Origin of the sequence: Limosilactobacillus coleohominis (genome assembly GCF_016901675.1) — a bacterium.
Lineage (GTDB): Bacteria > Bacillota > Bacilli > Lactobacillales > Lactobacillaceae > Limosilactobacillus > Limosilactobacillus intestinavium.
Genome location: NZ_JACJKU010000074.1, coordinates 1 through 7326 on the forward strand (window position 1 = coordinate 1; position 7326 = coordinate 7326).

Below are 7326 nucleotides of genomic sequence, written 5' to 3' on the forward strand. Positions count from 1 at the left end.
CTATCGTAAGGCTTTCTACCAAGAGATATCACAGCTCCATCAACCAATAATCAATTGGTCAGTATTATTTATTTGAGTCCAGTGGCTAACTTATTCTTGAAATTTAGGTAATTTTTTATTTTGGGTTCCTTATACCCCAACAGTAATTGAAAGTAACCATACTACTGCTAAACCAACAATCACTGATGATAACATCGATCGAGTAAAGTAAGCCACGAGTCCTACACAAACGGCCGCTACTAAATAGCTTGCCAGACCATAAACCGTGAAAGAATTGCCAAATAAGTGAATGTGATCAACAACTAATCGATACTTAGAATCAACAAAAATTCCTTTCACGACCAGGGCAGTAAATAAGCTCACTGGAACATATTTCATCCATTCATTAAACCATTCCGGAATCGGTCGGTTGGTAAAGAACCGCATTGGAAAATAACGAGGAATGAATGCTGCCATTGCTGAAATGACAATTACAATCAAGTGGTATGTTAAATTATGATGACTCGGTACTAAAGATGCCAGTACTAAACTATTCGCCATATTAACCATTACTTATCTCCATCATTAAGTTCAGAATTGAGTTTCTTTTCTTCATCCGGCGCGTTGTCGCCTTCCATATCCTCAACTGTAGTTTTGGTAATCCGAGGTCGCTTAATTTTACTCAAAATCCACGTTTTATCTGGATGTTTAGAATGCTTACGAACCTGGTTTTCAATTGCAAAACCAATTAAGGAAGTTACTAACGTTGAACAAATAATCCCAATTGTATTTTTAGTCAGCAACAGGAAGAAGAACGACGTAATTACAGATAGCAAGCAAATCAACAACGTAATGTTATTTTGAATTTGCATCACGATCATATAAATAAACAGCGCTGTTAATGCGAAATCAACAATGGTTAAATCAATCGAAACAGCACTTCCGATTAAACCACCAATCAGATTCCCAGTTGCCCACGAAATCAATGAATAGTGTTCAACCATTAATGCGTCACGCGTGGTCCAATTTTTATCAGTCGCAAATTTTAGATAATTAACAGCATAATTTTCGTCATTCATCGATGCTGAAAATAATAAGACGAACCGTTGTGACTCGTTACGGAAGTATTTTGACAAACTTGATCCTAGCAATGCATAACGCAATTCCAAGAAGAACAATGTCATAAAAATACTGGAAACCGGTGCATCTAAAACCAATAGAGACGCCAAAATAAATTGTGCTCCACCGGAAAACACCATTACAGATACTAACAACGTCAATAAGAAATTCATCCCAGCCGCGTGAAGTAGGATCCCACACGCAATCCCAATTGGGAGGTAACTAAGACAAAGCGGCATGGCAATCCCTAAATTTTCCAGCCATGGCTGTTTTTCTGGATTAATTTGATGGGCTTTCTGTGGCAATGAACAATCCTCCAAAAGATATGAAGTCACTCGAAAAAATTACTGATCACAATCTTGCTGACGCAAAATTATATCCTTAAATAGTTTATCATATTTAAAATTTGCTGAATATCTAGTGTAAACTCTTACATTTAATTAATTATTTAAGAATTTGTTAAAAGAAGGTTTCAAGCCATCCTAAAATACCGGAACGATTTACTTCTTCTGCAGGATACGCCCCAATTTGCAGTGGTTGACCATTAATGTTGGTTAACCCTTTAAATGTAATTTTACCAACACTGTTATTTTTCTTTAGTGGTGCTTTTAACCCTTGGTCACCGCGATATGCCTTACTTGCAACTAATTCTGGCTTGATTCTTTGACCTTTGGGTTGCCAAACGGTGACATTTTGCTTGGTTTGAACTACAACCTGCTTTTTTTGACCATGTTCAACATTCACCCGCAACGATTGCTTACCATTATTAGGAGTCCACTTGGTAAACACTTCCTGGTAAACTTCTTTAGTTTGAGTAAACCGATCACCAGCATGCATCACAACGGTAATAATCCGATGTCCATTATAAACCCCTGTAGATGCGAGGCATTGCCCTGCTTTGTCTGAGGTACCGGTTTTTAAACCATCTACTTTGACTTGGCGTGGTGCATTGGAATTACCAGCTAACAATTCATTCCCATTCTGATAAGTTTTACCGTCCCACTTCAAAACCCGTTGTTTAGTAATTTTTAAAATGGATGGATAGTTGTTAATGAGGTAGCGAGAAAGTTTAGCAACATCGCGGGCAGTCATCTCGTTTTCAGCCGAACCAGCAGTTCGTGCAAGTTTAAAGCTTGCCATATCTTTATTTTCAAGACCAACCCCATTATATAACCGATAATTAGATAAACCAATGCGTTGCGCTTCAGCACCCATTTGTTGAACAAACTGTTGCGTATTTTTACCTTCCGCACGACTAAGTGCAATGGTAGCAGCATCACCAGATTTAATTAGCGCAGCATCAGTCAATTCTTTAACGGTATAGCTTTTTCCAGACTGAAGCGGCACATTTGAATAACCGCTTGCCCTTGATAATTTGGCTTCAGCAGGGGTGATTTTGACTTGGCTAGACCATTTTAAGCGTCCGGCATCAATTTCATGCTCAATAACTGCAATAGTAAGCAGTTTACTCATTGAAGCTACTGCTAATCTTTTATCAGCATTTTGCTGGTACAAAACCTGACCTGTTTGTGCATCAACAGCAATTGCAGCATTTGCGGCAACTGCTGCTTTTCCTGAAGTTGGATAACTAACTATGCCACAGATCATTAATAGACTTAGAAAGGTATATATGATCAAATGTCTAATGTATTTGAGCATTATTCTTTTTTGAATCTCCTTGTTTAGTTGGTAACGTTACGATAAAAGCAGTCTCATGATCATCAGATTTAACTTGTACCGTTCCATGATGCAAATCAACAACACTTTTGACGATTGCAAGACCTAAACCAGTACCACCTGTAGCCTTGGAACGGGATGCTTCAACCCGATAGAAACGTTCGAAAAGATGAGCAATGGATTCTTTAGGGATTGGCTCTCCATCATTAGCTACTGTAACAACTACATTATCACCATGTTGTTGAGCATTAAGTTTGATGTAACTAGCACCGTGTCCATATTTGATACCATTGGCAACTAAATTACTAAAGACCCGTCCTAATTTTTCTGGATCGGCATCAATCATTAATGGTGACGGTGTTGTTTGAGATGAAACCTGTATTCCCTTATTTTCGCCTTCTAATTCGAAACTTGCACTTACCTGTTCTAGGAGTTGTCCAAGATCGACCGACATAATATTAACAGGTGCCCCGTGCTGTTGAACCTTAGTATATTCAAAGAGGTCTTCCACCATATTCTTCATTTGCTTAGCCTTTTCATAAGCAATGTGTGAGTATTTCAGGATGTCTTCTTCAGAATGATACTGCTTATCTTCAATTAACCGCAGGTAGCCAATAATACTGGTTAATGGGGTCCGCAAATCATGGCTCACATTGGTAATTAATTCATCTTTGGACTTTTCAATTTGCCGTTCATCATTCATTGACTGTACTGCACTATCAACCAGTGCATTAACACTCGTTACCACGTTTTGAGTACGTCCCTTGAGCCGAAACGGAATCCGATGATCCAGGTGCCCTTGGGCAATGTAATGAAGTTCTTTAATAATATGGTTGATTTGGTATTGATGGTACCGTCGTAACAGGCGCCACCAGACAACAAAAATATCAATGACGATAAAGATCACAATGACAATTCGTTGATATGACCAAATCTGGGTTTGCAGCGGTCCTATCTTCAATGACTGTTTAATAATAAATATCCCACTGGCAACGCCCTGATTAGTCTGGATCACATTTTGAATGATTATAATTAATGCTAAATTAATTAGCACTAATAAAATTACCGTGATGATTCCCTCAAAAAAGAGCGCACCCTTTTCACGTGCAGTTAATTTCAACATTCTATCCCCAATTCTTTAAATTCACGCCACATTATACCATTAGATTGTTTATCGCTGAAAACCTACTAAAAAAGAGCACGATAGCAGTGCTCTTTCACTCACCATCAAGCTCCTTCTAACATATTAATGGGCTTCAACTTTATAACCAACACCCCAGACGGTTTCAATCACTTTTTCACCGCCAGTGGCTGCTTCAATCTTGTCCCGCAAGTGGCTCACATGAACCATGACCGTTTTGGCAGAAACCACCGATTCTTGTTGCCAAACTCGTTCAAAAATATCATCTGCCGAGAAAACCCGGTTAGGATGGGATGCCAACAAATATAGAATCCCAAATTCCAAGGCAGTTAACTGAATCGTGTCTCCTTTAATCGTCTTTACTTCATGGGAATCCTTATTAATTTGCAGTGGACCTACATTTAAAATATCTGGTTGGTCATTAGTCATTTGACCTTCACTACGCCGTAATAATGAACGTACCCGTGCCATCACCTCAAGCGGGTTGAATGGTTTCGTGACATAATCATCCGCTCCGGTAATGAGCCCTTGAATCTTGTCCATATCCGCTGTTTTGGCAGATAGAACCAGAATCGGAATAGAAGAATCCTTACGAATTCGTTTAATAACTTCCATTCCGTCCATTTCTGGCATCATCAAGTCAAGAATTACCAATCCAATGTCTGGGGTGGTGTTTAACTTGGTCAACGCATCCTTGCCATTGTAGGCTGCAACAGGTTCATATCCCTCATTACGAACATAGATTTCAAGCAATTGAACGATTTCCTTATCGTCATCTACAACTAATATTTTCATCGTGGTTCCCCCTCTAGCGAGAATATAACTGCTTTAATTATACACTGTTCATCATAATAATTCCCCAGATCCAGAGTGGCTTTACCAATTATTTACTTTGCAAAAGAAAAAGCTGTGACACGGTCACAGCTTTTTTAATGTCAAATTTTATTTGTAGTTTGGAGCTGCCTTCGTGATCTGAACATCGTGCGGATGAGATTCACGTAAACCAGCATTAGTAATTTGAACAAATTGGGCTTTGTCAATTAAGATTTGAATGTCAGGGGCACCACAGTATCCCATACCAGAACGTAAGCCACCAACCATTTGGAAAATAATGTCAGCAACATCACCCTTGTATTCAACCCGGGCTTCAATTCCTTCTGGAACGAGCTTGTTAGCTTCGTTAACCCCGCCTTGGAAGTAACGGTCGGAAGAACCATGAGATTGTGCCATCGCACCAACAGATCCCATTCCACGGTATGCCTTGTACTTCTTACCATTGTCTTCAAAGACGTCACCAGGTGCTTCAGTAGTACCAGAGAACATTGAACCAAGCATTACGGCATTACCACCAGCTGCTAAGGCCTTTACAATGTCACCAGAGTACTTAATACCACCGTCAGCGATGATGGTTTTACCATACTCACGAGCAACTGAAGCTGCATCATAAATGGCTGTAATTTGAGGGACACCAACACCAGCAACTACCCGTGTTGTACAAATAGAGCCAGGTCCAATACCAACCTTAACTACATCGACTCCAGCATCGAAAAGTGCCTTTGTTCCTTCAGCAGTTGCCACGTTACCAGCAATTAAAGTGACGTCTGGGAAATGATCACGAATTTCAGCGATCTTCCGTAATACACCAGCAGAATGACCGTGTGCGGTATCAATTACAATCGCATCAGCACCCACCTTTAGTAGGGCTTCGGCACGTTCGAAGGTGTCGGAAGTGACCCCAACGGCAGCAGCTACTAACAAGCGATTTTGATCATCAGTAGCAGCTTTGTCAAAGTTACCAGCAAGAGAAACACCCTTGACAGTTGATACTTCACCAGCTTGCGCTTGGATGGACATGTTCTTGTGGACAACACCCATTCCACCTTGTAAAGCCATGGCAATTGCCATTGAGCTTTCAGTAACGGTATCCATACCAGCACTGATAAATGGTACATTTAGCTTAATGTTCTTCGCTAATTGTACACTCAAATCAACTTCGTTCGGTAAAACGTGACTTTCTGCAGGAATTAAGAGTACATCGTCGAAGGTTAAACCCTTTTTTGCGAACTTTGTATCCCAATTTGACATCAAATATACACTCCTTTATGAATTTTGTTAGTATTTAACCTACTAGGAAATTCACTTCAGGTCAAGGAAAATTTGATAAAATCTAAAAATTATTTTTTCGTTCGTGGTTGACCAGCAAAGACGTTATTAACAATGTTAAATCTTGTCCGTAAGTATAGGTCAGCACCAAAAATAACAATCCCTAAGATAATGTAAACCCACTTATTGGTTTGAGGGTTGATGCTGTTTGGTAAGAAGGCTGTCACTGTATAGATACCAATCCAAATTGCAAAAGCAACTACGATCATACCGATACGCATCCATAAACTACGTTGAACGACCTTGCCAGTCTTCTTATCCTTGTATGGTGCCATGATTTTAGCAATGTACCCGAATAATAATCCACCGGCGATGGCAACAATCAAAATTGCCGTTAATCCAGAACTACCATAGTGACCATTTTGACTAAGTGAGTTTGGGTTAATAAATGAAATTAAACCAAACATAAATGAGAAGATTGCAAAGAACATCATCCCATTATCCAGGGCTAATAATCCAAAGTTATTGTTACCTTGAACTGTTGGCTCCTTCTTCTTAGGATTCAATAATTCATCTACATAGGTAGTAGGGGTACCAAACAATGCTTTTGCGGTTTGTCCCTTTTTCTGACCTTCTTGTAATTTGGCAACCGTCTCATTGATCCAGGTTTTCTTCTTATCAGCAGCTACCTTTTTAGCGTCTAACTGTTTGTTAAGCTGGTACATAAACTCTTCATTCTTACGAGTAAGTCCATATTCACTAAATAACTTTCCAGCTTCTTTATTATTTTCTTTAATGTATTGCTTTTGCCGTTGTCCAGCAGCAGCATTCCGTGGTTGTTCGCTCACGATGTAACTCCTCTCTTATCCGTTAATTATCAATTAAACATTGAAGCGGAATTCAACAATGTCTCCATCCTGCATCACGTAGTCTTTACCTTCCAGACGCAGTTTTCCAGCTTCCTTCACCTTAGCAGCAGAACCTAATTTATCCAGATCATCAAAGCTCATTACTTCAGCACGAATAAAGCCTCGTTCAAAGTCAGAGTGAATAATCCCCGCTGCTTGTGGTGCCTTAGTTCCCTTTCGGTATGTCCATGCCCGAGTTTCAGGACCACCTGCAGTAAAGAAGGTTTCAAGTCCCAATAATTTATAAGCTACCCGAATTAAGCGGTTCAAACCTGGTTCCTTAACACCTTCCATTTCAAGAAAATCAGCCTTTTCATCATCATCCATTTCTGCAATTGATTCTTCAGCTGCAGCGGCAACCCCAATAACTTCACCTTCACCATTGACATGTTCCTTAAT

The 7326-nt window shown here is 39.7% G+C and carries 8 protein-coding genes; all 8 read right to left on the reverse strand.

Annotation, left to right across the window (positions count from 1 at the left end; translation table 11 throughout):
* Positions 1 to 129: 129 nt before the first annotated feature.
* A complete protein-coding gene (locus H5975_RS06780) occupies positions 130 to 540 on the reverse strand; it encodes an AzlD domain-containing protein (RefSeq protein WP_428832687.1) in 411 nt (136 codons plus the stop codon).
* Between the two features lie 8 nt (positions 541 to 548).
* Positions 549 to 1337 carry an AzlC family ABC transporter permease gene (locus tag H5975_RS06785; protein ID WP_239459555.1) on the reverse strand — a complete coding sequence of 263 codons (789 nt, stop codon included), beginning with the start codon at positions 1335 to 1337 and terminating at the stop codon, positions 549 to 551.
* Positions 1338 to 1557: 220 nt separating this feature from the next.
* On the reverse strand, positions 1558 to 2757 hold the full coding sequence (locus tag H5975_RS06790; protein ID WP_204785413.1) for a D-alanyl-D-alanine carboxypeptidase family protein: 1200 nt from the start codon (positions 2755 to 2757) through the stop codon (positions 1558 to 1560).
* A complete protein-coding gene (locus tag H5975_RS06795; protein ID WP_204785414.1) occupies positions 2741 to 3898 on the reverse strand; it encodes a sensor histidine kinase in 1158 nt (385 codons plus the stop codon). The genes H5975_RS06790 and H5975_RS06795 overlap by 17 nt, the downstream gene beginning before the upstream one ends.
* A gap of 123 nt (positions 3899 to 4021) precedes the next feature.
* Complete coding sequence (locus tag H5975_RS06800; protein ID WP_178661195.1) at positions 4022 to 4711, reverse strand: response regulator transcription factor; 690 nt, start codon at positions 4709 to 4711, stop codon at positions 4022 to 4024.
* Positions 4712 to 4858: 147 nt separating this feature from the next.
* Positions 4859 to 6001 (reverse strand): IMP dehydrogenase, encoded by a 1143-nt coding sequence (guaB, locus tag H5975_RS06805; RefSeq protein ID WP_204785415.1) that lies wholly within the window; start codon positions 5999 to 6001, stop codon positions 4859 to 4861.
* Positions 6002 to 6090: 89 nt separating this feature from the next.
* A complete protein-coding gene (locus H5975_RS06810; RefSeq protein ID WP_204785417.1) occupies positions 6091 to 6870 on the reverse strand; it encodes a DUF1129 family protein in 780 nt (259 codons plus the stop codon).
* Between the two features lie 30 nt (positions 6871 to 6900).
* The coding region (locus H5975_RS06815) for a DUF933 domain-containing protein (protein WP_204785416.1) at positions 6901 to 7326 on the reverse strand (426 nt) is incomplete at its 5' end.

Excerpts from the sequence above, each read along its gene's own strand:
- H5975_RS06785 (WP_239459555.1), bottom strand. The coding sequence starts at position 1,337 with ATGCCGCTTTGTCTTAGTTACCTCCCAATTGGGATTGCGTGTGGGATC.
- H5975_RS06790 (WP_204785413.1), bottom strand. The coding sequence starts at position 2,757 with ATGCTCAAATACATTAGACATTTGATCATATATACCTTTCTAAGTCTA.
- guaB (WP_204785415.1), bottom strand. The coding sequence starts at position 6,001 with ATGTCAAATTGGGATACAAAGTTCGCAAAAAAGGGTTTAACCTTCGAC.
- H5975_RS06795 (WP_204785414.1), bottom strand. The coding sequence starts at position 3,898 with ATGTTGAAATTAACTGCACGTGAAAAGGGTGCGCTCTTTTTTGAGGGA.
- H5975_RS06800 (WP_178661195.1), bottom strand. The coding sequence starts at position 4,711 with ATGAAAATATTAGTTGTAGATGACGATAAGGAAATCGTTCAATTGCTT.
- H5975_RS06780 (WP_428832687.1), bottom strand. The coding sequence starts at position 540 with ATGGCGAATAGTTTAGTACTGGCATCTTTAGTACCGAGTCATCATAAT.